Below are 24170 nucleotides of genomic sequence, written 5' to 3'. Positions count from 1 at the left end.
CCCCATGCCCCATGCCCCATGCCGCATAGTACCTCATATGAAAGCTCGAAAGGCTATAGAAGTTCACCCCACAATCAAACTTAACTTATTGTGAAACAGGCATCTTGCCTGTTTCTTGTCTGATTTATTGTGATTGATTCCTAGATTACACTAAAAATCCCCTCTACTGCTGTCTAATTTGTAACAGTTTCTGCCCCATTTTCTGGCAACGACTTCCGCGCGCACAGATAAGCCAGGGGCCCGAATAGCGGCACTAATGTTACTGCCCAAAATGCTGTAGAGTTCTGCATTCCTCGGCGCGCCATGTCGTCGGCTAATAAGGCAGGAAATAGCAGGGAAAGCATACAAAAATCCAAACTCATTACGTGGATAAAGCGGCTGGTTTGCCACTGTTGAACAAAATCAGACCAATCACCTTTTGTCAAGCCAAAGGCAACTAACGCAGCAGCGCCTAATGTTAGGAAAATACCAGTAAAACGGGAATCTAATACTTTTAAAAATATATTTTTAGTGCCGGTAAATTCTGGATTAGGTTCGCGCAGGGCTAAATAAGGCAGCAAGGCAAATGCGCCGACTCCAAAGGATAAAGTCGCAAACAACCATGCAGGTATTTTCTGCCCCCTTCCGTCAGCAAATAAGACGCAACTGTAGATGAGCGGCCAGACTCCCATGATGTTGAACAAGGCTACAATTAAAGGGTTGATGCCTGCTATTTGGCCTGTGGCAAGATTTGTAATTAGTGCGATCGTTTCTGGGCTATCCGGTGGTGCGAATACAAAGGCGTAGGTGCTAAATGCAATCCACAGCAGCCAAAATCCAATTTTTCTGAACATAGTTAGTTTTTCTTGCTTCCGATCTTACTATAGCAAGCTTAAGGGTTTTTGAATAAGACTTTTTTTGTTTACCGCAGAGGGCGCAGAGGGCGCTGAGAAAGATGGGAGAATAGCTGAATGTATTGCTATTTGGTATTGCGGGTTTTGGGCAGATTGCTGAATTTTTGCATAAATTGGCGATCGATCCAATCTTTCCAGTACCACAATAACGGTGATTCCCACATGAAATTGCCGCGAGAGGCGATCGCCCTTTTATTCCCAGTACCAATTAAGGCTAAATATTGTGACTGCGGTGCAAACGGTTTCAGAGGTTTTTGTGATAAAAAATGCTGCAAGTTTTCAAACAGCGGTTTGCCCTGACGCACGGCAAATACGCCTGCTTTAGGACGCGGATAATTAACCATCGCAGCGATATCTCCAGCCGCAAATACGTTGGGGTGAGAGACTGATTGCAGGCAATCGTTGACTTCTATAAATCCTTTTGAGTCGGTGGCCAAACCCGATTCTTTTATCCAATGGGCTGCGGAGGCTTGTGTCACCCAAAAAATGATGTCGCACTCAACTTTCAAACCCGATTCACAACAGATTTGGGCATTGGGCATTGGGCATTGGGCATTGGGAATTGGGCATGGGGCATTGGATGCTATTTCAATCATTTCTTGGTTTTCTATGGCACAGACTTTTTCCATTAAATGTACTTTAATGCCACGACTAATCAGAATTTCTTTGAGGCGATGACGTACTCTATAGTTATGTCCCGGCATCAATTCAGCACCGCTATGAAACAAGTGAATTTCTAATCCCTCTTCCTGCTTAAACTTTCCTCTCTCCTTGAAAATCCATGCGTTACATCCGTTACAAAATCCGCTGCCGAACTTCCTTCTTCCCTCTTCCTTCGCCATACGAGATTGCATATTCAATGCTAATTCTACGCCACCGGCACCGCCGCCGACAATGGCGATTCGCAGCGGTTTTTGGGGATGGTTTTGTCTTTCGGAAATTAACTGATTCCAGCTAGCTAAAAACTCCGGTACCGGTTTAGCTGGAATGGCATATTCTGCGGCACCAGGTACAGATAGAGTCGCGGGAGTGCTGCCGATATCTACAGAAAGCACGTCAAAATTAACTGGAGGGCGAGTTTGACAAATAACTAAATTTTTGCTAAAGTCGATCGCGATCGCCCGATCGACCAATATTTGACATCCGGCAAATTCCGCGAGCGATCGCAAATCGATGTGACATTCATCATAATCATAAAACCCAGCAACGTGCCCCGGCAGCATCCCCGAATAAGGCGCGTACAAGACATCGCTAATCAAAGTCAAACGCACTCCTGACAGCGGTTTGAGACCGAACATTTTTAATACAATAGCATGACTGTGGCCGCCACCAATTAAGACTAAATGTTTCACAAATTAGATATGTTCGAGCGAGATTTTTCACCACAAATATTGTACAGCACTCGCACTCCCGCAGACCACACTGTCCGGTCAGGAGAATTTGCAGCGCGTAATTAATTATAGCCCAGCACTTTGACAAAATGCTCTGACTTACCCTCTGAATCGCAGATTATATTTGACCGGCGCGGCGATCGTACATTCAGCACAAATTGCTGTAGACTGTAGAACGAGCAAACTTCATCACCAAATTATGCCGGGGTGTGTTTTATAGCTAATTAACCATTCACAACTATGACATTACGCATCATTCCTCGCAGTTGGCAGCGATCGATTAAAACAATTTTCCCGCTGCTATTTGTGATATCATTCATTATAGTATTGCTGGTTAATAACTTAACTCCGGCGATCGCCCAACAACACCGCCAAGAAATTCGCGGAGTTTGGATGACGACAAATGACAAAGACATCCTCAGAGATAGCCACAAACTAGGAGATGCGATCGCTAAATTAAAGCGGTTAAATTTCAACACAATATATCCCGTAGCCTGGAACTCTGGCTATGCAATGTATCCCAGCCCAGTCGCCCAGCAAAGAGACATTCAACCATTTGTTTACAGAGGGTTAGACGGACAGGATATGCTCGCAGATTTAATTGCCCAAGCCCACCGCCAAGGCCTGCTAGTAATTCCTTGGTTTGAGTTTGGTTTTATGACACCTCCCACCTCAGAATTAGCATTAAACAATCCCGATTGGCTGACACAAAAACAAGACGGCAGCCAAACATCAAACAGCGCAGGTGGCGAAGTAGTTTGGCTTAATCCATTTCATCCAGAAGTGCAGGAATTCATTACCGAACTCGTACTAGAAATCACCACCCAATATAACGCCGACGGCATTCAATTTGACGACCACATGAGTTTGCCCTCAGAATTTGGCTACGATGAATACACCATTGCTTTGTATACCAAAGAAACCAAAAAAGCACCGCCCAAAGATTTTGAAGATCCAGCATGGGTGAAATGGCGAGCCAATAAAATCACCGCTTTTATGTCGCAGCTAAATCAAGCAGTAAAAGCAGTAAAACCCAACGCTATATTCTCAATTTCTCCCAATTACTACGAATTTGCTTACAAACATCACCTGCAAGATTGGCTGAATTGGGTGCGTTTCGATATTGCCGACGAACTAATCGTGCAAGTTTACAGTCCAAATCTACAATCATTTGTGGACAAGATTAGCCGTCCAGAAATGCAAGAAGCACACCAAAAGATTCCCACCGGAGTTGGGATTATGACAGGTTTGAGAAATCGCCCAGTAGCGATTCAGCAAATTCAATCCCAGGTGCGCGCCGTCCAACAATACGGCTTAGGTGCGGCTTTCTTCTACTACGAAAGCTTGTGGGAAGATGCACCGGAACCAATTGGCGATAGATTTTCTCAATTTAGTGAATTCTTCCCATTTGCTGCATTCCGAACAGCGCTACAAATACCCAGACGCGCCGCAACTTTCCCACCGCCGCCACCACCAAAACCAGATCCGAAAGCTAAGCCGAATCAACCTCCCAAAAACAGCCCGCCTTCGCCCTCGCCAACTACGTCACAAAAGTAAAGAGTCATTAGTCATTGGTAATTTTGTAGGGTGTGCCATTAGTCCGACAGTCCAACAGGGGTTTAAACCCCTGTCTCATAGCTGAATTCGTCTAAAGACGACTGTAGCAATTCTATCAAACCTGTTTTTGTATAGATTTAGCGCAGAAGATACAGCATATTCCATGTATATGTAGTACACACAATCTTGTGAGATCGCCCGTGTAAGGTGCGTCGCCACCCGTCAATCTGTAAGTTTTATCCAATATCTCGGAGCGACGCACCCTACCGATTAACACCACACAATTAAGGCTACTACTGTACTTCATGAACCAGGAATATGCTGTATGTCTAACTCTACTTTTCAAAATTGAGATTACTATTTGAGTCGGTTTTAACCGACTTATGCTATTAGCCAGGGACTTAAGTCCCTGGCGGCCCGTGGCAGAAGGAAACAGCTCTACTGAGGGTTAGGGGATACCGAGTTATGTTCCTATAAAATATCCGTATTACCAACAACTACCGCCACCAAAAATGCAAACTAACCAAAAAATTTTACTGCCAAAAATGGGCTGCGGCACATGGGCCTGGGGTAATAGATTACTCTGGGGCTACGATGAAAGTATGGACGAGGAATTGCAAGCCGCATTCAATCTTTGCGTCAGCAGCGGTGTCACCTTGTTCGATACCGGCGACTCTTACGGAACAGGAAAATTAAACGGACGCAGCGAACAGCTTTTGGGGCAGTTTTCCCAACAATATCAAGGTGCAAATAAAGACAATATTTGTATTGCGACAAAACTCGCGGCTTATCCTTGGAGACTGACGCGACAATCCATGATATCTGCTGGTAAAGCCTCGGCTTCGCGGCTCGGAAAAAATGTAGATTTGGTGCAAATGCACTGGTCTACAGCTAACTACGCTCCTTGGCAAGAGGGGGCTCTTTTGGACGGTTTAGGCGACCTTTACGAGCAAGGATTGGTTAAGGGTGTAGGTTTGTCTAATTACGGGCCGAAACGGCTGAAATGGGTGCATCAAAGATTTAGCTCCCGCCAAATTCCAATTGTTACTTTACAAGTGCAATATTCCCTACTTTCCACCTATCCAGTAACAGAACTTGGCTTGAAAGATGTTTGCGATGAATTGGGGATAAAATTGATTGCTTACAGTCCTTTAGCTTTGGGGTTGCTGACGGGGAAATATTCGGAAAATGGCTCTCTTCCGAAAGGTATTCGAGGTTTGGCGTGCAAGCAGCTACTTCCGGGAATGCGATCGCTTTTGGGATGTTTGCGAGAAATAGCGACATTCAGAAACAAGACTGTTTCGCAGGTAGCAATCAACTGGTGCATCTGCAAAGAAACTATTCCCATTCCCGGCGCTAAATCTGTCGCACAGGCGAGGGATAATATTGGTGCTTTGGGCTGGGAATTAGACTCCGGCGAGATTGCAGAATTAGACAAGGCGGCGGCGAGTGTGGATAAAAAAATGGTGCAGAATATCTTTCAAACGAGATAACCCGGTTCGTAGTGAGGACTTTAGTCCGCATCAATCAAAGGACTAAAATCCTGACTGCGAACCTATGAAAAAAGCTAATTGCAAAACTTTTCTACGCACCTCACAAACATTTCTACACCCATCCCCAAGGCAGTTTCATCAAAATCAAAGCGCGGGTGGTGGTGCGGGTAAGCTAAGTTTTTTTCGGGATTTGCCGCGCCCAAAAAGAAATAGCAACCGGGGACTTCTTGCAAAAAGAATGACATATCCTCGCCGCCCATTGTTTGACATTCCGGCACTATTCCTGCAGGAGTTTCTACAACTGATTCGGCGGCACTGCGTACCAATTGAGTCATGCTCGCATCGTTGATAACTGGCGGGTAAAGCGGGCAATAATCGAGTTGGTAATTTGCGCCGTGACTCTGACAAATTCCGGCAATTATTTGCTCGATTCGCTGAGCAAAATAACCTTGATATGTGGGATTGAAATAGCGCACTGTACCGCCGATTTGGGCGGTGTCGGCGATGACGTTGTGGGTGTCACCTGCGTGGAATTTGCCGACTGTTACTACGGCTGAGTCGATCGGGTCAATGTTCCGCGCGACAATTGCCTGTAAGGCGCTGACAATTTGGGCTGTAACTACGATCGCATCTACTGTCTGATGCGGCATTCCCCCGTGCCCGCCCTTGCCAAAAATCCGGCAGTCAAAAACTTCGACAGCAGCCATCAGCGCCCCGCTGCGAACGCCTACAGTGCCTAATGGTAGATTGTTCCACAAATGCAAACCGACGATCGCATCAACATCAGGATTATGCAAAACTCCCGCTTCAATCATCGGTTTTGCGCCCCCCGGGCCTTCTTCGGCGGGTTGAAAGATAAATTTTACCTTACCCGAAAAGCTGTGTTTGTGCTTGGCGAGATAACAAACTGTACCGAGGGCGATCGCAATATGACCGTCGTGGCCGCAAGCGTGCATAATACCATCATGCTGCGATCGATAATCCACCTCATTTTCCTCTTGAATCGGCAAAGCATCCATATCAGCCCGAATTGCCAAAACCCGCCCCGGTTTGCCACTGTCGATAGTGGCGACAACACCAGTGTTAGCAATATTAGTTTGATGCTCTATCCCCCATTCTTGCAACTTTTGCGAGACAAACTGGGCCGTTAAATTTTCATCAAAACTCAACTCCGGCTTTTCGTGCAAACGCCGCCGCCATTCGACTAACTGAGGCTGCAAGTTTCTAATCTCCAGCCGCAATTGAGATAAATCGACATCTGTTAAATTCGGTAAAGTAGAAACCATTTTTCATTCTCCTTATAGCAATTTGCGAACCTCTCTCTTCTCTAACTCTGTGCTTTCTGCGCTCTCTGCGGTTAAAATAAAATCTTAATTTTTAACCGCAGAGGTCGCAGAGTACGCAGAGAAAGAGAGGTGTTTTGAATAGGGTTATTTAGAAGTCTGAGGAACTAAATTAACTCCCGGAAGTAATCGCTCTAAATCTAATTCTGAAGCTGATGCTGCTAATTTTGTCAGGTCATTTGGGTTATCTAAATATGGCAAAGTACCCAACACGGGCATTTGAGTCAGCGACTGGATCAAATCTATTGGTGTCAAGTCGGCAATTTCTTGTGCAGAACAAGCTTTAACGCAATTAAGCACAATTCCTCTGAGCTTAAAACCCGCGTGTCTGGCGAGAGCAACATTTGCCACAGCTTGCCCGATCGCCCCCAGCCTCACAGGTACCACCAAAACTCCCCTCAGCCGCCAATCCCTGGCAATATCGGCCACCGTCAGTTCCCGCGTTACAGGCGAACCCAGCCCTCCCAAAGCTTCCACCAACACAAAATCCTTGCGCTCAGAGAGGCTTTGCAGCGCCGTCCAGACTTTTTCGAGTTCGATCGGTCTCCCCTCCTGTTCTGCCGCCACCGGCGGTGCTAGAGGCGCATCAAAGTGCAGCGGATTGAGTTCTTCGGGGGATTGGTCGAGGCGAAACAAACGGGTGTAGAGTTCGCGATCGCCCGTACCCGTTTGCAGCAGCTTCATAATTCCCAAACTGCGATCGGGGAAATACATTTGCCAATAAGCAGCCAGAGCGCTGGTCAAAACAGTTTTGCCCGCGTCGGTATCAGTTCCAGAAATCAGCAGCGAGTTCATTGGCAAATAGCTAACAAGTAATTGGCCTCAACTTCAGTCTAGGGGAATTTTGCCAGAAGTTTAGAGTTCTGGCGAGGGGGCAGGAGTTGGTGCGGGCTCCGGCGAGGGGGCAGGAGTTGGTGCGGGTTCCGGCGAGGGGGCAGGAGTTGGTGCGGGTTCCGGCGACGGCGCGGGAGTTGGTACCGGTTCCGGCGACGGTTCCGGCGACGGTGCAGGTGTCGGCGCGGGTGTCGGTTTTGGTGTCGGTTTTGGTGTCGGAGTTGGTGCGGGTGTCGGAGTCGGTTTGGGCGACGGGGCTGGTGTCGGTTTGGGTGTCGGAGTCGGTTTGGGTGTCGGAGTCGGTGCTGGTGTCGGTTTGGGTGTCGGAGTCGGCGCGGGGCTTGCGTCTGGTAAAGGTTCTGGGCTTGTTTCTGGTAAAGGTTCCGGGCTTGTTTCTGGTAAAGGTTCCGGGCTTGGTTCTGGTAAAGGTTCCGGGCTTGGTTCTGGTAAAGGTTCCGGGCTTAGTTCTGGTAAAGGTTGCGGGCTTGGGGTTAGTAAAGGTTTTGGGGTTGGGGTTGGTAACGGTTCTGGGCTTGGTATCGGATTTAGGATCGGTGTCGGAGTTATGACTTGTGGTGGTGTCGGAGTGGGTTTGGGTGTCGGTTTTTTGAGAAATGAGCCTACTAAGGCCCAGGAACCGAAGCCAGTCAAGATTACTAAGCCTGCTAGCAATCCGATCGCAGCAACGGGATTGTCCCAAAAAGAGCCGCCAGCAGGCTGAATTAGGGGGTCAGGTTGGTTTTGCGGGTAAGAACTAGGGGCGATCGGAGCGGGAGCGGGATCGGGCGGTCGGCCCACGGCCACCGTTGCGATTAGCGAAGCGTTTGACGGGACTACAGCAGGCGCTGGCGGTAAAGTTTGCTGGTTAGGCTGAGGGTTGGTTTTTCCGTCGAGTGCTTTGGCTACTTCGCTGACAGATTGATATCGATCGCCCGGAGAGCGATTTAACATTCGATCGAGCACTGCAGCCAAGCCGGGGCTCACCTGCACTTGCTGCTGCCAATTCCACTGCAGGGTTCTTCGATCGAGCAATTCCTGCGGTTCTTTGCCCGTCAGCAGGACGATCGCCGTTACAGCTAAAGCATACAGGTCGCTGCTGGCAGTTGCGCGCCCGCTTTGCAACTGTTCCATCGGCGCGTAGCCGATTTTACCGACTGTTGTGGCGTGGGCTGTTCCTTCGGGAGACTGGACTTTGGTGGCGAGTTCTTTCACCACTCCAAAGTCAATCAGCACCGGCAACTGGTCGTTTTCCCGGCGGATGATATTTTCAGGGGAGATGTCGCGGTGGATGATGCCGCGGGCGTGGATGTGAGCCAGTACCGGTAGCATTTGCCGGATAAATACCAAAACTTCGGCTTCGCTGAATCTGCCGCCTGCAGAAGTGCGATCGAGCAACAGTTCGCGGTAAGTCATCCCTTCCACGTAATCCTGCACTAAAAACAAACGTTGATTCTCTTCAAATATTGCCCGAAACTGGGGAATTTGCGGGTGCGAAATTTGGTAAAGTATTGCCGCCTCTCTTTGAAACAATTCCTTCGATTTTTCCAAAACGTAAGGCCCGCTTTGCACCGGAATCAATTCCTTTAGGGCGCAGCGTTCTTTAAACCGCCCCTCGTCTTCTACTAAATAAGTGCGGCCAAATCCCCCTTGACCTAAAATACTCACCAAGCGGTAGCGGTTTTGTAGGAGAGTTCCAATAGCAATAGGTGGCTGCATAAGTTTAAGTAGAAATTGTTAAAAAATAGGCGATCGCTCGCAGACCTAGTAATGCTAGGTCTTTAGTGCTCTCGAACATACTTCACTGTCTGTAGTTCCCAGTCCCGACCAAAGTTAGCATTTTACATTTTTTTACGCAACTTTGAGAAATCAGCAAATTTAAGTAGGGGCGATTCCCTAGGGGATAGCTTCGCTTAATGCAGCGGGATAATCCCCATACATTCTTTGTTCTGACTGCTGACTACTGAACTAAGGATCGAAAACTTAATAACTTAAACACCTCCTACAGTCCTCTCTCTTGTAAGTTGCCAGATCGAAGGAGGCTCTTCCGAACCCCAGAAGCATTACCAGGCAGAGCGAAAGTAACGAGCAAAGAGGGCGGACACGCACCATCCACCCCCCCTACCAACTGACTACTGACTACTGACTACTGACTACTGACTACTGACTAAGCCTTGCTTTCACCATGTCTTGAATTCTGTTACCGTCTGCTTTGCCTTTAAGCTGCTGCATTGCCTTGCCCATCACCTTGCCCATATCTTTTGCAGAAGTAGCGCCCACCGAGGCAATCACTTCGTCAACCACTTGACTCACCTCTTCGTCTGACATCTGCGGCGGCAAATACTCTTCCACAATTACCAACTCCGCCTCTTCTTGTGCCGCTAAGTCTTCGCGGCCGCCTTTGCGGTATTGTTCGATCGAATCCCGGCGCTGTTTGGCTATTTGCATCAAAATTTCCAATTCTTGAGCTTCTGTCAGCGTCTCTTGCCCGGAAGGACGCAAGCTGACTTCTTTTTCGAGAATAAATTTTTTGATGCCGCGCACTGTTTCCAAGCGAACTTTGTCCTTGGACTTCATGGCTGCTTTGATTTCTGCGTCAATCCGTTCTCTTAAGCTCATCGATTTCTACCTTGCTTTGCCCAATATCAAAAATCAGGAGTATGCTTCCGATTCTTAACTTTTTTTACAGTATTTTTCAAGTTTATTGTCTGTCGGTCGCATTTTTATCATTATTGAAGCCGGATGCTTTCGGCCTTTGACCGAATTTTGGGCGATCGCAACTTCCAGTCAGGGCCCGGACATTGACTGTCGCCAGAATTTTGAGACACCGGCCCGCCGGCGGGCGCTCGCACTTCTGGGACTTCTGGCAGTACAGAACTTGGTAGAAACGCGGTTTCTCGGACGTAATTCTGCAACTCCTATTCAGTTCGTCTAAATTAACACTTGCGATCGCTCCGAAAGTTAAATCTATCAAAATAATGACTTAATATTTCGAGTTTAAGATGGTAAGATAGCGGTGGAATAAACGTCCTGCAAGAGGCCTGCTGTGATCCGTTCTGCTACTTTACCGCTTCCGCTTCCCGAGTCGCCGATTTCGGGCAACGACCGTCTGCGGCTGTTTTCCGGTTCCGCTAATATTCCCCTCGCCCAAGAAGTGGCTCGCTATCTGGGGATCGATTTGGGGCCGATGGTTCGCAAGCGGTTCGCGGATGGCGAACTCTACGTTCAAATTCAAGAATCGATTCGGGGTTGCGATGTTTACTTGATTCAGCCAACTTGCTGTCCGGTAAACGATCGCCTCATGGAATTATTAATCATGATCGATGCTTGTCACCGCGCTTCTGCAAGACAAGTTACTGCTGTGATTCCCTACTACGGCTATGCTAGGGCAGACCGCAAAACAGCCGGCAGAGAGTCGATTACTGCAAAATTAGTGGCTAATTTGATTACTGAAGCTGGAGCAGGTCGCATTTTGGCAATGGATTTGCACTCGGCTCAGATTCAAGGTTATTTTGATATTCCTTTCGATCACGTTTACGGTTCGCCGGTACTTTTGGATTATCTGGCGAGGAAACAGTTGTCGGATATTGTTGTGGTTTCGCCGGATGTTGGCGGAGTCGCTAGGGCGAGAGCCTTTGCTAAAAAGCTTGGCGATGCTCCCCTGGCAATTATTGACAAGCGCCGACAAGCTCACAATGTGGCAGAAGTGATGAACCTGATCGGTGATGTCAGTGGCAAAACTGCTGTGTTGGTGGACGACATGATCGATACTGCCGGCACGATTTGTGAGGGTGCCAGATTGTTGCGCCGCGAGGGTGCGAGGCAGGTTTATGCTTGTGCTACTCATGCAGTATTTTCGCATCCGGCGATCGAGCGTTTGTCTAGCGGAGTCTTGGAAGAGGTAATTGTTACGAATACAATTCCTGTACCTGAAGAACACCGTTTTGAACAGTTAACGGTACTTTCGGTAGCGAATTTGCTGGGCGAAACTATTTGGCGGATTCACGAAGATAGTTCTGTTAGCAGTATGTTCCGGTAAGTATAAAAAGCCTTTCTTTAATATTTATTTTAAGGTGCGTTTACCAGCGTGTAATGCACCTTTTTTGTATAGGATATCCCCTCATATCAATTCCGGTTGCACTCCTACATGATGTTAACTGTTAACAGTCAACGCCTGAATTTACTATTCCGATGAAGAGAGGATTTGACATCACATCCTCTAAAAAAGGCTGACCAAATAAAATACTCTTCTCCCCCCGATAGTTGGGAGGCTAGGTTGGCTCGGATTTAATTTGCACGGTATTGAATTTTATTATATTTCTCCGACTCAGGGCGCATCAACGGAACAACAGATGGTAAAATTCTATCTTGTTGTCAGAAGACCGCGACCTTTTAATCTTCTAGGTATGTCTCATCAACACAAGGAGTAAAGAGGGAAAAACTATGAAACATTTACTGCTACGAACAGCAGCCGCACTGGCAGGTTCAGCAATTTTAACACTAGGCGCGATCGCCCCAGTCAAAGCATTTACTTTTGACGAAACCGAAATCAACCAAGAGCGAGTAGTTGCGATCGCCCAACCCCGCCCCTTCGGTGGCTATCAATTGCTAATTGTAGAACAAGTAACAGACAAACGGCAATGCTGGAGCGAAAACGGCTCTAATCCCGTCAGAATCGATCCCTTATTAGTTAATTTTGATTTCACCGGCATTTGCGGCCGCGCCACAGATAGCAACGGCTTTTCTATTCGCATGGGCGGCACCGATTTAGCATTAAAATACAGCCTAAGTTTGGAAAAAATTGATGGCAATGTTGTACTCATGGGAACTTCCCTAGATCCCAACGTTAAACCGATAATTATCGGCCGGACAAACGGTGATGTTAACGGCTTTATGAAAATCACTCTCGATCCGGGCTGGCGATTTAGTAAAAGAGCTTATCAAGGCAAAGTATTAGGTCATTTTTATTTCACAACCAGTCAAAACGCGCCGGGAGAAACTGGCAATACCGGAGGAAATACTGGCGGAAATACTGGCGGAAATACCGGAGGAAATACTGGCGGAAATACCGGAGGAAATACTGGATCTTCTACATTCACAGATATTGCAACCGATATCTACGCTGCCGAAATTAAAGAAGCTGTCGCCCTGGGATTTGTAGCAGGCTTTGCTCAAGACAATACCTTTCGGCCCCAACTTGCTGTCACCAGAGAGCAATTAGTATCTTTAGTATTGGAATCCTTGAAAGGAATACAAGGTGCTAATATCACATTTCCCAGCATAGTTGCTTCCCGTCCCTACAGCGACGTTGATAACTCGCGCTGGAGTGCGGGAAAAATTCAATTTGCGCGAGACAATAAGATAGTCAGCGGTTACACAGATGGAACTTTTAAACCTACGCAGCCTGTCACTCGCGCTGAATTGATGGCGGTGATGCGAAGATCTGCTGAATTTGGTTTGTTGGCGCGGGGAATGCAGCCGAATTTATTGGCTAAACAGCAGCCTAAAACTTTTTCAGATACTCAGAATCATTGGGCTGCTGCGATTATCAATCAAATGTCTGGTTATTGTGGTGTAGCTTCTCCTCTTAACGAAATTGGGAATCGGTTTGCTCCCGATGATTCTGCAAAGCGGAATTACGGGGCGGCGACTACTTTGCGGATGCTGAAATGCGTTAAGGCTCAGTAGAATTATTGTAGGGTGCGTCAGTTTAGCAATCTTAAGACTGATATCAAATCCTCTCTTCATCAAAATAGTAAATTCACTGTTGACTGTTAACTGTTCACTGTTAACTGTTGACTGTTGACTGTTGACTGTTGACTGTTGACATCATGAGGAGTGAAACCGGAATTGATATGACGCACCTACAGGATAGAAAATACTGAAATCTAGGAATTAGTTAGATAGTGTCCGGTAGATTGCCATAACAAAAACGGATCGAGCGTGCAGAATGCGAGTCCGCTCTTTTCTTGTGGACTCGCAACTTTTATGGTTTCTTCTTTTTTCCTGCGGCTGTAGATGACTTTTTGCGAGTTTTTTGAACCGGGATTGTTTCTGACTCAGGCTGTGCAATTTCTTCCGTTGATTTGCACAATTCATTCAGCAATTTCTGCTGATATTCGAGTTGGTTGAGAAAGTTTGATGCTGTTTCTAATATTTGCTTTCCCTGTCGGGCTTGAATGGTAGTTTTATTTTCTATTCCATCCAGCAACACAAAAATTGATACTGTTTGTAAAACATCTAAATCGTCGCCGATGACATCGCATTTGGTGACTATTTTTCCGTTTTCTGGGACATGAAGTCCTAAACCGGATGTTTGAATTAACGGCTGGATTTCTGCTATGCTTAAATCGGCAAAGTCGGTAATTTTATGTTCCAGCGATACTAATTCTGCTAAATCTGGTAAATCGCTGGATTCTGCGGCTGCAGCATCGAATTTGAAGGTGAGAGTTTGATTTAAAGGATCGGAAATCGCGTAAATTGATTGAACGTGCGATCGACTAACCGTACCTTTTTCCCAAAAATCTTGACCTTGCGGGGCGATAGCAATTTTACCATTATCCGCCACCTCCAAAACCTCCAAACCAACCAAATTCGCCGCCGCAGTCTTCACAAAAACCAAATCCAACCCCAGCAAATCCGCCAATTCCTGCAAAGTCGGAGCCGGATCGAACTCAACACCAGCCCGCAAAATAAACTCCTCCAACACGTTAAACTCGCGCGGTTCGCTAACCGTCACCTCCAGCGGAGTTTGGCGGATAGCAAACCTTAATTGACGCGCCGCCAACACCGACAAACCAGGATTTTGTTGCTCGATTTGTGCAGCCAGCGAACTTAAATTCGAGTCAATTGATTTAGCTGAGGACGCTAGAAACATCTACAAAACCTCCCCAGTGACGCACCGTTTTTGAAACTTCCTGATACATTTTTCCCACAGTACCTGTTTGTTGGGTAAATAAATCGTGACAGCCGACAACTACCAGCAATTCCTGGGCGCGCGAAAATGCCACATTCACCCGTTCCGGTTCCTTAGCAAATCCAATATCGCCCCTAACATTATTGCACACCGTGCTGACAATAATTACAGGTCTTTCCATGCCTTGAAATATGTCAACCGTACCAGTGCGGATGCTCAAAGAAGGAAATTTTTCGGCTTCTATTCTATCTTTAATGGCGTTCAATTGTGCACCGTAAAAAGTAATGATTCCGATTTCCTTCGGCGGTTCACCTTCTAATATTTTAGGCCGCCAAGCATTTTCCATCTGTTCGCACAAAAGCTCGATCGCATCAATCTCCTTGACATTCAGCCGCGAAGTACCCTGTTTCTCCTCCTCAAACCCTTGTCCCACAGGCGTTTTCACCCAGAGGAGGTGATGGTTTTCTTGAATGATTTTACCTGCGAGATTGTGCGCGCGTCTCGTATCGGCTTCCAAAATCCCGCAGTTGAGTTTTTGCTGGTAAAACTGATTGATTGCGCCCATGATTTGCGGGTGCATTCGGTATTGAGTTGTCAGCATTTTCTTGATCCCGTCGCTGGCATTTTCAAACAATACTTTAAACAGCGATTCTTTGATAAAGCTAAGTTCGTCTCCAGTGCAACCGATATCTTCGGCGATATCATCGATCGTACTTCGATCGAACATCGGCGGCAATTGCCTGTGATCGCCCACCAATACTAATTTTCTACCCTTCAAAGCTGGGATTAATAACTCTGGCGGAGTGCATTTGCTAACTTCATCAACTATCACTGCATCAAAGCTGGGAAAGTTTTTGCTAAAATCAAAACTCGCAGCTTGCACGCAGGTAATGCCGATGACGTTAGCATTGTCAATATAAATTTGTTTTAAATCGTTGCGGTCTTTTTCCGATGGATGGCGAAGTTTTTCGATCCAATCAGTAACCAAAGTTTGAGAACGATTTAAGGCTGTTTGTTCTCGTTCTAATTCCTTCTGAAAATTATTGAAAATACGCTTAATTTTGCGTAAAAAATCCACTGCAAATAATTCGACATTAGGAATTTCTGGTTTGTATTTTTCCGGGAAACTTTGCCATGTTGACTCCCACCAATTTCTCTCAATTATTAATTCGGCTGTTGGTTGCTGCTGTTGCAGTTTAGCCGTAATGTCGTTTAATTCTGCTTGAAGTTGTGCGAGTTGCTGCTGCAAACCGGCGCTGGTTGTTTGCAGCGGTAATAATTGCTCGTCAAGACGGTTTTTGATATTTTCCAAAACCCCGAAAGGATCTAAGTCAGCAATGGATTTTTCAAGCTGGATCGCGCTCAACTTCCAAGCATCAATTTGCTTGACAAAATGCTGCGGTTGCTCCCAAATATTAGACTTTTGCGCGAGATATTGTTCGGCTAAACTCCGCAATCTTTCAGGTAGATTTGGCAGGGCGACAATTGCTTGCAACAAATTAGTAACTTCGCTAATTTTTAAATTCGCCTCTTGCTGCGCTGTTTCTACCTGATTTTGGGCTGCAGATATTTGCTGCTGATTCAAGGTTTGACCAATTTTATCTAATAATTGTTGCTGTTTGATCAGTTGTTGTTCGGTTTCGGTTTTCAGGGGAATTATGCACTGGCGGGCGTTGGCGAGGATGCTGTGTAGCAATTCTTTGACAAGACGATCGCAAGTTGTCTGGATTTGATTGGGCTGCAAGGATTCACTGTAAAGTTGTTGAATTTTACTGAATAAATTGTTCGCTTTTTCTACGATAAATTTGCGCTGGCTGGGGCTGAGTTGGTTGTAGCTGGCGAAGTCTTGGGCTAGTTGCTGCCACTGCGCCCGATCGCCCGCAGCGAGCACGAGCGGGGTTTGATTCAAATTTAGGTGCAAAAACTCGCTAAACCGGAATTGCTGCCCTTGGATGTCCTTAAAACCCGCGCTGGCTTCATGGGAAATTGCCTTTTGCAGTCTTTCCAAATCGGGCAAATTCACTTTACTCTTAGGAGGGACGATCGGCAATTTGAGCGATCGAGCAATTTTCAGCAATCCCGCAGGCAATTCTACCATTTCATCAGTCAGCATCGCGCCGGTTTCGCAGCAAGATTGCACAACTGTATAAAGTGTTGCATCTGCTGTCTCAATCCACTCTGCAACGCTGACGACAACGGCGGCAATTTCCGTTTTTCGCAGTTCCAAATTCTTGATTTTCTGTTCGAGATTGTGGCGGTGCGTCTGATTTTGCTTGTCGCCCAACTGTAGCTGATTCACCGCCTCCGACAACTGCCGCGACACCCGCAAAGACTCCGCAACCGCTGACATAGCGTGACAAACCTCATCAGCGCGATCGCCCGCCGCCTTAAATTCCGACATTTGCGCTGCTACAGTTTCCCGCAACCAAACCGCAATTCCAAACGCGCCGCACATAGGGCGATCCAAGCCAATTTGAATAGCATGGTTAACACAAATTCGCACATTTGCCATAAAGTTTTCTACTAAAACATTACCTTCAGAATAAGGTTTTAGTTTCGGCATAAACTCGGCAACTTCCGAAGATTCCCAGTTGATATCCGGTGTAGATAGCAGATTTGCTAAGCCATCAACCAAAAATTCAAGCTTGCTTTTAGCAGTTAAACTTAGTTCACAGGCTGCTGTTTGCGCGGTCAATTTTTCCTCAATATCTGCCTTGCCGTCGTGCAGGTGCTTTAATTGCTTAAAAAAATCTTTTTCCGTGGCAAAGTAGGCATTAAATCGGTCGGAATCTGCCAGCAACTGCCGCAAAAATGTGATATTTTTCTGGCGCTGCGAGAGCTTTTGTTCGCAATCAATCGCCGTATTTTGCAGCCAAGTGCCGATCGCATTTTCCTCCAAAAACGGCTGGCCTTCTTCCTGCACCTTATGAGCTTTTCCCTTCCGCAAAGCCCGAATCGCCGGATTGTGCACCAACCGACTCAAAGCATTATCGACGGCTAAATTTGCCTGGGAAGCAATCAGCGTTTTCCCGCCCTGACGAGCAATTTGATAGCAAATCTCCGCAATCACCGTGGTTTTTCCAGTTCCCGGCGGCCCTTGAATCAGAATTAAATCCCGCGCCGAAAGTACCATTTCAACGGCGGCGAGTTGGTCGTCATTAGCATTGCGATTTAATAAATCTTCCCGGTCCAATTTAATTAGTTTATCGGGAATTCTCGCCTGGGAAGAGTCGAATAAAAACTCGCTCAAATACGGATTTTGAGCGCGGCCGTCAGTCAGCATTTTTAAAGCTTTTTTCTTGCGATCGATCTGACTGATATCGCCCGCCGCTTCAAAATACAAAAATCCTTGTTTGGGCAGTTGATATCTGCCGCCTGCCATGCGATCGCCCAAATCAAAATCTAACTTAATCCGCAATTTACCGCGTTCAAACTCAATTTCAGCAATGCTACCCAAAGTTTCGCCATCGCGCGAACTTCTGCTTCCGGGCGGCGAATCAAATAAGATAATATCTTCATTTCTGGCTTGTTTTAGCCTGTCGCGAAAGTCGCCGATTTGTAAGGGATTTTCATCGTAGCCGTCAAGAGTTGCAGAATTGCGATCGATTTCAAAAGTTACGGTTTTTAAGCCAGAACCGTAGTTGTGGGCGCGGAAAGGTACGCAAAATTGACGCGCTTCGGCGATGCGTTTTTCTACATTTAAGAAAGTGTGCCAAACTTTTAATTGTTCGGTAGTCGGTATGTGTCTGTCGTCCCAAAATGGTATTTGTTGGATGCGGGCGATCGACTTTGCGGGAATTGGCGATCGAGTTTGGGGCAAAAGTCGCAACTGCACCGGCAAAACATAGCCATCTTTTCTGCCTCTGGGAAGCGCCACCAAACCAGCATCCAGCAATTTCAAGCCGCCGATTCCGTCTTCTGTGCGTACTGTTGCTAACAATCGCAAAGTGCGATCGGCTTTTTGCAACAATTCTGGCAATTCAAAATTATCTCCATCCGTAGCAAGAATCAATTCCCAAATTTCTTCTTCAGAAAATCTCTCATTTACCTTTTGGCGGCGCACGTAGAAAAGACTGTGAGATGTGCCGGCTATTTCCGACATCAGAAGTTCCGCGCGTTCTCTGCATTCCCAATCGCAATATTTCGCTAAAGCGGCTTCTCCTTCTATATCCCGAATAAATTTATTAATTGTGCGATCGCCACTAAATTTATATCCCCAATCTTCTGCTACTAAAGATCGCATATTTTGATATTAGATTATAGATTGTAGATTTTAGATTGGATTTAAGATTAGCACATCAGTTTGTAGGATTTAACTCGTTACCAGGCTCTGCCTGGTAACGCAGATGCTTTGGCTCTGCCTCGCATTTATACCAATTTCATAAAGTAGCGCTAGATATTACCCCCCCAACCCCCCCGCGATTTCGGGGGGGCTTCGGAATTCATCCATAGCACATATGAAAGAAAAATGGTATTAGATTGGATCTAAGATTAGCACATAGGTTTGTAGAAAACCGGGCGGTTAGAAACCGCGTCTATACAAACACTCGCGCGCCTGTGCGGGTTGAAAACCGGGAAACGAAAATCACGTTATCTTCTTGAGTCTGCTTGGCACGGACATCGTTTGTATAGATGGGGTTTCAACCGCCGTCTGAGCTAAGCACCCAACGGGCGATCGCACCTGTACAATATAATCAAAAGGGCGAATGATGGGAATTGAACCCACGAATGGTGGTACCACAAACCACTGCCTTAACCACTTGGCTACACTCGCCATAACTTTTCTAACTATAGCACTATATTCCCGAAAAAGTCTAGGGGTCAAGCAAAAAAAATTTGATTTTTTTTTCAGCGTCCCCGAACCCATCGCATCAATTGTGCCTCAAATGCCTTGCACAGCAAGAGTTTAGCACAATTTCTAGTTTGGGCGATCCTCTGCGAGGGCTCCGCCAACGGCAAATATCCCGCGCCCCAGCAGCGCATTAAAATAGCCTCATATCCCGAACTGCATCAGTTGTCAACCCTCCCTCTTCCCTCTTCCCTCTTCCCTCTTCCTTTGCGCTATGAGCGTCTAAGCGCTTCGCGCAGGCTACGCCAACGCGGTTCGTTAAAAAAAGTCTTCTGGGCAATCTAAAATCTCAAATCCAAAATCAATATGACTTACTGCCTCGATCCAGAATGTCAACAACCCGAAAACCCCAGCACCGCAAAATTTTGCTTAAACTGCGGATCGAACCTGTTGCTGAGACAGCGATATCGCCCGATTCAACTATTAGGTAGAGGTGGATTTGGCAAAACTTTCCTAGCAATTGATGAAGACATCCCATCCCAACCCCGCTGTGCAGTCAAGCAATTTCATTTTTACGATCCAGACCCAGAACTCATCAAAAAAGCCATTGAATTATTCCACATAGAAGCAGTGTGTTTAGACCAACTAAAACACGAACAAATTCCCAATTTATTAGCTTGTTTTGAGCAAAAGAAACAGATTTATCTAGTTCAAGAATTTATAGAAGGGCGGAATCTCAAACAAGAATTATCGGAAGGTGTATACAATGAAAATAAAATTTGGCAACTGCTGCAAGACTTATTGCCCGTGCTGCAATTTATCCACAACAAGCGCGTTATTCACCGCGATATCAAACCAGAAAACATTATCCGCCGCCAGTCGGACAACAAACTCGTATTAATCGATTTTGGGATTGCCAAACTGCTGACTGATTCAGCCCTACTGCGTTCGGCAACCCTCATCGGCAGTAAAGATTATGTAGCTCCCGAACAACTGCGCGGCAAAGTATTTCCTGCTAGCGACCTTTATAGTTTAGGTGTTACTTGCATTCGCCTGATGACGCAAGTTCCGCCCTTGGATATGTACGACTGCCACAGCGAACGCTGGTGGTGGCGCGACTTTCTCCCCAAAGGTACGAGTGTTAGCAGCAAATTAGGTGAAGTTTTAGATAAGTTGCTGCAAACTCATCTCAGTCAGCGGTACCGTTTTGCTGAGGAAGTTTTGCAAGATATCAATGCAGCTTTAGAGAGTTGCCAGCCAAATTTGCTGGCGCTCAAAAACCCGATCGCTCCGACTCTCACGAATCCCCATAACTCGTCTAATCTCAACGCCTCACAAACTCCCGATCCTCCGATTTGACCGAATAAATGCCGCCACCAATTTCGCAGCAAGTTCTCCCCGATCTGTTACTTCAAATCTCGATTCGACAATGATTTCTGCACGGGCAGTAAATTATACCAAACTGCGGGATTTTTGGTCAAACAAAAAGTAGCAATAAGCCGATCGCGAAACTTGGACAGTGATGTGTCAGTCTCTCTCGCTGAAACCGGAAACTCAGCTAGAAATCAGCCAAATTTACCAGCTACCTTGCCCGGATTTGCAAACAGTCGATCGACTTTGGCTGCACTACAGTCAAGGTCGGTTTGGCTTCAGCGTCCAAAAGCAGATTTACGCAAGCGTCAAGGGAGATTGTATCCGATTTGGCGATCGGGTAAACTGGCCGGCCTACAACTCTGCTACTGCTTCAGGACAACTTAAATTTACTCAGCAATCACCAATCGGACACATCTAATCTCGAAGTTTGGTAGGGCGCATTCAGTGGCTGCGACACCTCGACACCCTGTCATATCAATTCCGGTTGCACTCATACATGATGTTAACGGTCAACAGTCAACAGTCAACGCCTGAATTTACTATTCCGATGAAGAGAGGATTTGAGATCTGCCCAAAATTAACCGAGTGCGACAATAATCATGCTGCTAAATAGTAATTTTCATGGCTGCTAAGTAATGAAATTTTTTAATTTAAACTCTACCTGAAAGTAGAGAAATTTGTTCCGCTATATGTATCCAGCGACCGAGGTTGGAGGCGATCGCTTATCGCACAATGGATTCTGAGGATGAACACACCCAAAGTCGGCAAATTGACGACTTTAACAACCGAAACAAACCGAGGTACCGATCCATGTTTTTTCACAAAAAACAACTAATGTCTGCCGTCAAAGTAGACGAAGCAAACCCCCGCTTTGCTCAATTGCTCTTAGAACAGTTTGGCGGAGCCACCGGAGAATTGACAGCAGCTTTGCAATACTGGGTGCAGTCCTTTCACTGTGAAGATGCAGGGATTAAGGATATGCTTCAAGATATTGCAATCGAAGAATTTAGCCACTTAGAAATGGTTGGCAAAATGATAGAAATGCACACTAAAAATGTTGACCAAACAGAAGCTTACAAAAGCACTTTGTTTGCCGTGCGCGGTGTAGGCCCGCACTTGTTGGACAGCCAAGGTCAAGCTTGGAGTGGTGCTTATGTCAACGAAGGTGGCGATGTCGTGCGCGACTTGCGCGCTAATATCGGTGCGGAAGCCGGAGCGCGTCAAACCTACGAAGCATTGATTAAACTCGCGCCGGATGCGGGATCGAAACAAACGCTGCAGTTTCTACTGACTCGCGAAATTTCTCACACTCAAATGTTCATGAAAGCTCTCGAATCGTTGGGCAAACTCACCGATCCGTTTTTCGGTAATATTGAGCCAGATTCCACTGTGGATCTATACTTTAATTTGTCTACAAATGGCAAGGACGAACGCGGTAATTGGAACTCTGAACCTACTTTTAAGTACATCGCAGATCCAGCTCCCAAAGGTTAATTTGAGAGTTGTGTAGGGTGCGCGCCGCGCACCTAGAGCGCTAAAAAGTGCGCGTCAAAGCATTGTTTTACCTTATTGGTGTATGTAGGGTGCGCGATTTGAGAGATGCCGACGAAATGTTGAGCAATTTTCAAGTCGCGCACCCTACGGTGTTATAATTATTGTAAATTTTCTGTCGAACATTCACATCAAATCCCTATTGAAATTGCGATCGACCTATTTATTAGTTTCTCACGGCAGCCGTGACCCCAGACCCCAACGGGCTTTGGAAAACCTCGGTCAACTGCTTTCTCAAAAATTAGCCGACTCGTTCCCCGCAGTAGCCACCGCCACCTTAGAATTCGGCCCCGCACCGCTGCACGAACAAATTTGCAGTTTTGGCGAACGTACCCTGTCGCTGGGGCTGACACAATTGCAAATCCTGCCCGCATTTTTATTACCGGGAGTTCACGTCGCCGAAGACATACCCGCAGAGGTAGAAACTGCCCAAAAAACTTTGGGTTCCCAACTAAAAATTGAATTGCGCCCGCATTTAGGTTCCCAGGAAGCTGGCTTAACACGCTTGCTAAAAAATCAAATGCAAGATGTGGCTTTTCTCCCCAATTTGCTATTGCCAAAATGGATTTTACTATCTCACGGCAGCCGCCGCCCCGGAGGTAACTCGACGGTGGAGAAAATTGCCAGGGAACTCGGTGCCCAGACAGCTTATTGGTCGGTACAGCCGAGTTTGGAAGCACAAATTGATAATTTGGTTCGTGGTGGACAGCAGCAAATAGGAATTGTGCCATACTTCTTATTTAATGGAGGAATTACAGATGCGATCGCCAAAAATGTCGCACAGCTAAAGCAGCAATTTCCGGCGGCAGAACTTCATCTGGCAAACCCTCTAGGCGCAAGTGCAGAATTAGCAGATTTAATTGGGAATTTAATTCAAAAATGAACGGCAGAGGCACGGAAGAGGTAAAGGAAGACAGAAAAATGTCTTTAGGTAAAGTGTATTTAGTAGGTGCCGGGCCAGGAGATCCGGGTTTGATGACCTTGAAGGGAAAAGCTTTGTTAGAGTGTGCGGATGTGGTGATTTACGACGCTTTAGTCAGCCCTCAAATTTTGGCAGCCATCAATCCCGAAGCAGTACGAATTGATGCTGGAAAACGCAAAGGCCGCCACTCGTTAATGCAGGACGAAACAACTGATCTATTGATAGAAAAAGCTCAAAATAATGCGATCGTAGTTCGTCTCAAAGGCGGCGATCCGTTTATTTTCGGGCGCGGCGGCGAAGAAATGGAAGATTTGGTAAAAGCTGGAGTTGCGGTTGAAGTGGTACCAGGTGTAACTTCCGGGATTGCGGCTGCGGCTTATGCCGGAATTCCTCTGACACACCGATCGTACAGTTCGTCAGTCACCTTTGTCACCGGCCACGAATCAGCGGGAAAATATCGACCGGAAGTAAATTGGCAGGCGATCGCCCGCGGCTCCGAAACCATTGTAGTATACATGGGAATCCACAATTTGCCTTACATTATCGACCAGTTAACAGCAGCCGAATTGAGCGCCCAAACGCCCGTAGCATTAGTGCGCTGGGGAACGCGGCCGGAACAAGAAGAATTGATCGGCACTTTGGGTACAATTGTAGAGCAAGTTGAGGCGACTGGATTTTGTGCACCTGCGATCGCCGTCATCGGAAATGTAGTTAATTTGCACTCGATTTTGTCTGGATGTCGCCCGGTTTATCAGACTGTAAAATAAGCGGGGGCGCTGCATAATTTCGGGATAATTTTGATTGTTTTGCGGGATGGAATATCCTAGTCCGTCCGCTGTATTTCCACAGCAGGCGGCACACCCCACAACCATCATCCTCCAATTTTGCAGCGCCGTCATGATAACCTGTTTCTCATATAGATTGTGTATGGCGATTGAGGGGGAGAAGGGGAGAGAGGGAGAGAGGATTTGACGATTTTTGATTGTCATCAAAATATACAATAGACCTCTTGCAAAAGTCAAATTTACCCCCCGCAAGTCCCCCCTCCCGCGGGGAGAAACAAGAATAATCTTGCTCCCTCCCCGCGGGAGGGGCTGTCTCTTATACACA

General features: G+C 46.6%; 18 protein-coding genes and 1 tRNA gene. 9 read left to right on the top strand and 10 right to left on the bottom strand.

The annotated features are described in order from the left end of the window. Positions 1 to 173 precede the first annotated feature (173 nt). Together AACV78_RS03515 and AACV78_RS03510 are read right to left on the bottom strand one after the other, a co-directional pair. Positions 174 to 833 (bottom strand): DUF2834 domain-containing protein, encoded by a 660-nt coding sequence (locus AACV78_RS03515; protein ID WP_194011423.1) that lies wholly within the window; start codon positions 831 to 833, stop codon positions 174 to 176. A gap of 125 nt (positions 834 to 958) precedes the next feature. Next, a complete protein-coding gene (locus AACV78_RS03510; protein ID WP_228042594.1) occupies positions 959 to 2191 on the bottom strand; it encodes an FAD-dependent oxidoreductase in 1233 nt (410 codons plus the stop codon). Positions 2192 to 2524: 333 nt separating this feature from the next. On the opposite strand from AACV78_RS03510, the gene AACV78_RS03505 reads away from it, so the two are divergent. Together AACV78_RS03505 and AACV78_RS03500 are read left to right on the top strand one after the other, a co-directional pair. Continuing rightward, positions 2525 to 3841, top strand: a complete 1317-nt coding sequence (locus tag AACV78_RS03505) for a glycoside hydrolase family 10-like protein (protein WP_194011425.1) — start codon at positions 2525 to 2527, stop codon at positions 3839 to 3841. A 512-nt stretch (positions 3842 to 4353) separates the two neighbouring features. Next, a complete protein-coding gene (locus tag AACV78_RS03500; RefSeq protein ID WP_194011426.1) occupies positions 4354 to 5334 on the top strand; it encodes an aldo/keto reductase in 981 nt (326 codons plus the stop codon). Positions 5335 to 5408: 74 nt separating this feature from the next. Here the strand turns inward: AACV78_RS03500 and AACV78_RS03495 are convergent, their stop codons facing one another. The 5 genes from AACV78_RS03495 to AACV78_RS03475 all read right to left on the bottom strand — a co-directional run bounded on the left by AACV78_RS03495 (position 5409) and on the right by AACV78_RS03475 (position 10423). Then, positions 5409 to 6620 (bottom strand): M20 family metallopeptidase, encoded by a 1212-nt coding sequence (locus AACV78_RS03495; RefSeq protein WP_194011427.1) that lies wholly within the window; start codon positions 6618 to 6620, stop codon positions 5409 to 5411. Between the two features lie 144 nt (positions 6621 to 6764). Continuing rightward, complete coding sequence (gene bioD, locus AACV78_RS03490; protein ID WP_194011428.1) at positions 6765 to 7472, bottom strand: dethiobiotin synthase; 708 nt, start codon at positions 7470 to 7472, stop codon at positions 6765 to 6767. A 60-nt stretch (positions 7473 to 7532) separates the two neighbouring features. Beyond that, complete coding sequence (locus AACV78_RS03485; RefSeq protein ID WP_194011429.1) at positions 7533 to 9227, bottom strand: serine/threonine-protein kinase; 1695 nt, start codon at positions 9225 to 9227, stop codon at positions 7533 to 7535. Positions 9228 to 9668: 441 nt separating this feature from the next. Further along, positions 9669 to 10127, bottom strand: coding sequence for a GatB/YqeY domain-containing protein (locus tag AACV78_RS03480; protein ID WP_194011430.1), 459 nt, complete (start codon positions 10125 to 10127; stop codon positions 9669 to 9671). A gap of 110 nt (positions 10128 to 10237) precedes the next feature. Continuing rightward, positions 10238 to 10423 (bottom strand): hypothetical protein, encoded by a 186-nt coding sequence (locus AACV78_RS03475; RefSeq protein WP_194011431.1) that lies wholly within the window; start codon positions 10421 to 10423, stop codon positions 10238 to 10240. A 131-nt stretch (positions 10424 to 10554) separates the two neighbouring features. On the opposite strand from AACV78_RS03475, the gene AACV78_RS03470 reads away from it, so the two are divergent. Both AACV78_RS03470 and AACV78_RS03465 read left to right on the top strand, forming a co-directional pair. Beyond that, the gene (locus AACV78_RS03470; protein ID WP_194011432.1) at positions 10555 to 11547 is read left to right on the top strand and encodes a ribose-phosphate pyrophosphokinase; all 993 of its coding nucleotides are present in this window, start codon (positions 10555 to 10557) and stop codon (positions 11545 to 11547) included. Positions 11548 to 11951: 404 nt separating this feature from the next. Further along, positions 11952 to 13196 (top strand): DUF3747 domain-containing protein, encoded by a 1245-nt coding sequence (locus AACV78_RS03465; RefSeq protein ID WP_194011433.1) that lies wholly within the window; start codon positions 11952 to 11954, stop codon positions 13194 to 13196. A gap of 298 nt (positions 13197 to 13494) precedes the next feature. On the opposite strand, the gene AACV78_RS03460 is transcribed toward AACV78_RS03465, so the two are convergent. The 3 genes from AACV78_RS03460 to AACV78_RS03450 all read right to left on the bottom strand — a co-directional run bounded on the left by AACV78_RS03460 (position 13495) and on the right by AACV78_RS03450 (position 19198). Continuing rightward, positions 13495 to 14385: a hypothetical protein gene (locus tag AACV78_RS03460; protein WP_194011434.1), complete on the bottom strand. Its 891-nt coding sequence runs from the start codon at positions 14383 to 14385 to the stop codon at positions 13495 to 13497. Then, on the bottom strand, positions 14363 to 18667 hold the full coding sequence (locus AACV78_RS03455) for an AAA domain-containing protein (protein WP_194011435.1): 4305 nt from the start codon (positions 18665 to 18667) through the stop codon (positions 14363 to 14365). The genes AACV78_RS03460 and AACV78_RS03455 overlap by 23 nt, the downstream gene beginning before the upstream one ends. A 458-nt stretch (positions 18668 to 19125) precedes the next feature. After that, a tRNA-His gene (locus AACV78_RS03450) sits at positions 19126 to 19198 on the bottom strand. Between the two features lie 381 nt (positions 19199 to 19579). On the opposite strand from AACV78_RS03450, the gene AACV78_RS03445 reads away from it, so the two are divergent. The 5 genes from AACV78_RS03445 to cobA all read left to right on the top strand — a co-directional run bounded on the left by AACV78_RS03445 (position 19580) and on the right by cobA (position 23827). Then, positions 19580 to 20572 carry a serine/threonine-protein kinase gene (locus tag AACV78_RS03445; protein ID WP_228042592.1) on the top strand — a complete coding sequence of 331 codons (993 nt, stop codon included), beginning with the start codon at positions 19580 to 19582 and terminating at the stop codon, positions 20570 to 20572. 163 nt (positions 20573 to 20735) lie between these two features. Continuing rightward, positions 20736 to 21005, top strand: a complete 270-nt coding sequence (locus AACV78_RS03440; RefSeq protein WP_228042591.1) for a GUN4 domain-containing protein — start codon at positions 20736 to 20738, stop codon at positions 21003 to 21005. A 392-nt stretch (positions 21006 to 21397) separates the two neighbouring features. Further along, on the top strand, positions 21398 to 22081 hold the full coding sequence (locus tag AACV78_RS03435; protein WP_194011436.1) for a manganese catalase family protein: 684 nt from the start codon (positions 21398 to 21400) through the stop codon (positions 22079 to 22081). Positions 22082 to 22280: 199 nt separating this feature from the next. Continuing rightward, positions 22281 to 23021 (top strand): sirohydrochlorin chelatase, encoded by a 741-nt coding sequence (locus tag AACV78_RS03430; RefSeq protein WP_228042590.1) that lies wholly within the window; start codon positions 22281 to 22283, stop codon positions 23019 to 23021. Continuing rightward, positions 23018 to 23827, top strand: a complete 810-nt coding sequence (gene cobA / locus AACV78_RS03425; protein WP_194011437.1) for a uroporphyrinogen-III C-methyltransferase — start codon at positions 23018 to 23020, stop codon at positions 23825 to 23827. Before AACV78_RS03430 ends, cobA begins: the two co-directional genes overlap by 4 nt. Positions 23828 to 24170 lie beyond the last annotated feature (343 nt).

It is taken from the genome of Tychonema sp. LEGE 07196, assembly GCF_963890365.1.
Taxonomy (GTDB): Bacteria; Cyanobacteriota; Cyanobacteriia; order Cyanobacteriales; family Microcoleaceae; genus Microcoleus.
This window is presented reverse-complemented; position numbering and strand designations above follow the sequence as displayed.